The following is a 2,728-nucleotide window of genomic DNA, read 5'->3' as shown; positions in this document are numbered from 1 at the left end:
CCAAAATTTACCTCAATAGGTAACATCAACCACAAAATAATAAATTACTATAATCAAACTGGTATGAAAATCTAAGAAAATGAAAGAAATCGGGAGATTTCACTTACTATAATGAGGGAGTTTAGTTTAACAAGATCTGATGTTTACATTCATCTTTCTAGTATGTATGATCAAATAGGGGTGACAAAACTTGGATAATATTGAGATGATTAACCTAGTTCCAAAATTTTTATCCTTTTATAAAAAGGTCAATAGTTCTGTTGTTGATGAGGAAACTAGATGGAGCTTGTGGAAAGAACATTACAACTTTGCAGCAGTTCCACCTGGTGAGAAAGGTATGCAAATGGCTCGAAACTTATTGGATAATGCTTGGAACAAATACCGTGACAATTTATTAGTTATTGAAGAATGGACACCTGAAAAGGAAAAGGTTTATGACTACCTGAAAAAAATTAAAACATTATTTGGTTATGAAGAAACTATTAACTTAGTTATTATTTATTTCGTGGGAGCTTTTGAAAATAATGCTTTTGTCGCTCCTTATGACAAGAATCGTTTAGCACTTTGCCTTCCAATTGAAAATGGGAGCTCTAATATAATGTTAGCACACGAGTTAACGCACATTGTACACTCCAATACAGCAGATCTCTCAGCTGATTGGGAAAGGACAATCGCTTCAACAATTATACAAGAAGGATTGGCGACTCAAGTTAGCAAGTTTTTGGTTCCAGGGAACCCAGATGAGGATTATATCGAGCATAAAAATGGATGGTTTGAATCCTGTAAACAAAATCGAATAAATATACTTAAAGGAATTTATTCTTATTTAGATGACTCCTCTTCAGAAACAGTCACTAAGTTCACCTTTGGAACGGGAACGACTAATACTGAAAGAGAAGCCTATTACGTTGGCTGGGAAGTTGTCGAACACCTTTTAGAAAGAGGGCTAACATTTGAAGAAATAGCGAACATTCAAGAAAAGGATATACCAAATTTTATTAGAGAGTTTTATCCTGGCCTATTAGAATGGAGTAGACGACATGTATAAGTATTGGGTGCGTTCCTTGAAGTGATATGCTCCCCTTAAAGTAGACAAATTAAAAAATAACTATTGTGGGAAGCCATCAATTGATGGTTTTTTCTTTTATCCGTATTCTTATATACAAATGTTGAAAATTAAATAGTTGAATGATGTGACCAATATTGATCTGTATGTGTCTAATGGTTAAAAGGAGGTATTTGAATGTGATTGAGACCTGGTTTGAAAAATATGTAGAACTCATTTATAAATACATTTTCTTTATGGTGAAGGATCATCAAATTGCTGAGGATTTAACACAGGAGACGTTCATTAAAGCACATATCAAATCACATCAATACAAAGGAAACTCTGAACTGAAAACCTGGTTGTATCGTATTGCTTATACCACTACCATGAATTACTTCAGAAAAAAGCATCCAATTCCTACACTGTTTGATTCACCCATCCATGTAAAAAGTGCTGAAGAATCTTTCTTGGAAAAAAGTGATTTAGAAGAGCTTTACCGAGCCATTTCAACTTTGAAATTGAGCTATCAACAAGTAATTATACTGCGTAAAATTCAACAATTATCTGTTAAGGATACGGCTGCAATCCTTAGATGGAGTGAGAGCAAAGTAAAAATGACTACTGCCAGAGCATTAGAAAAACTCAAGCTGATTTTGGGTGAAAAGGGAGGGATGGAAATTGAAGAATCTTCAAGATCGTGACTTTAAAAAACTAAATGAGGCAGTATCATTAAGCAGACAGTCAAAAGATAACATGAAGCAGGCAATTGTAAATACAAAAATAAAACATAAGAGGTTTATATTTCCCAAATTATTAGGTAGTCTCCTAACTATCTTTGTTATTGGTTTAGCCTTTATGCTAATGTTCAATCCATTTAACGACCATAAGTTATCACAAGGGGAGATTATTGATTCCCAAACACCTGAAACTTTACCTAAGGTCGAGTTGGTAGATGACATGTTTACGATGGAGTGGCATTCTGATTCAATGGACAGAGGTAACCATGATTTACAGTCTAATGTTCATGGCAATCTGGTTGTTTCCGAAAAAATTCAACCAATTAAGCGAGGAGACATACTATTTTATAAGATCAACGAACAAGAACTGATTGGCAGAGTTATCGGCCTGCCTGGGGAAACGGTTATGATAAGAGACGGGCAGGTTTATATTGATAATAAAAAGTTGAATACCTTTTACGGTGTTGCGACGAGTATGGGACTTACAAGAGAGGAGTATTTGAAGGAGGTAGATAAAAGCAATATTAATGAAACCTCGATGGAAGATTTTTTTAATACCTCAATAGACCCTGTTTTTGTAGAGGAGAATACGGTCTTTGTCCTGGTCGATACATGGTGGAGGGGAAGAGACAGTATAGAGTTAGGTTTAATTCCATTCGATCAGGTGGAAGGAAAAGTATTGGGTTATGAAAAAGTTATTGATTAAGTCAATATAAATTATTTCTGGTCGTATTGTTGTTGATGTTCGTTCTTCAACTATAGTGTGCTTTACTTGAAGAGATTGTTGAGCTGCATAGACGGTTCTTTTTTCTTGTTTAACTAAACCAGCTAATAGTTGTCAATATATTTCTCTAAAAAACTCAAATTAATTATGATATACTTAATTTTATTCATGCTAAATAACCTTCCGTTATCACCAATCTGGAAGGTTTTGGATTTTTTA

Annotated in this window: 3 protein-coding genes; all 3 read left to right on the top strand. The window is 34.2% G+C overall.

The window, feature by feature from the left end; translation table 11 throughout:
• The first annotated feature begins 190 nt into the window (after positions 1-190).
• The 3 genes from M3210_RS19685 (at position 191) to lepB (ending at position 2,491) form a co-directional block, all read left to right on the top strand.
• Positions 191-1,048 (top strand): DUF2268 domain-containing putative Zn-dependent protease, encoded by an 858-nt coding sequence (locus M3210_RS19685; RefSeq protein WP_251517959.1) that lies wholly within the window; start codon positions 191-193, stop codon positions 1,046-1,048.
• Between the two features lie 197 nt (positions 1,049-1,245).
• Positions 1,246-1,749: an RNA polymerase sigma factor gene (locus M3210_RS19680; protein ID WP_251517956.1), complete on the top strand. Its 504-nt coding sequence runs from the start codon at positions 1,246-1,248 to the stop codon at positions 1,747-1,749.
• The gene (gene lepB / locus M3210_RS19675; RefSeq protein WP_251517953.1) at positions 1,727-2,491 is read left to right on the top strand and encodes a signal peptidase I; all 765 of its coding nucleotides are present in this window, start codon (positions 1,727-1,729) and stop codon (positions 2,489-2,491) included. Before M3210_RS19680 ends, lepB begins: the two co-directional genes overlap by 23 nt.
• Positions 2,492-2,728: the final 237 nt, after the last annotated feature.

The organism is Oceanobacillus luteolus, from assembly GCF_023715655.1.
GTDB classification, from domain to species: domain Bacteria; phylum Bacillota; class Bacilli; order Bacillales; family Amphibacillaceae; genus Oceanobacillus; species Oceanobacillus luteolus.
This window is presented reverse-complemented; position numbering and strand designations above follow the sequence as displayed.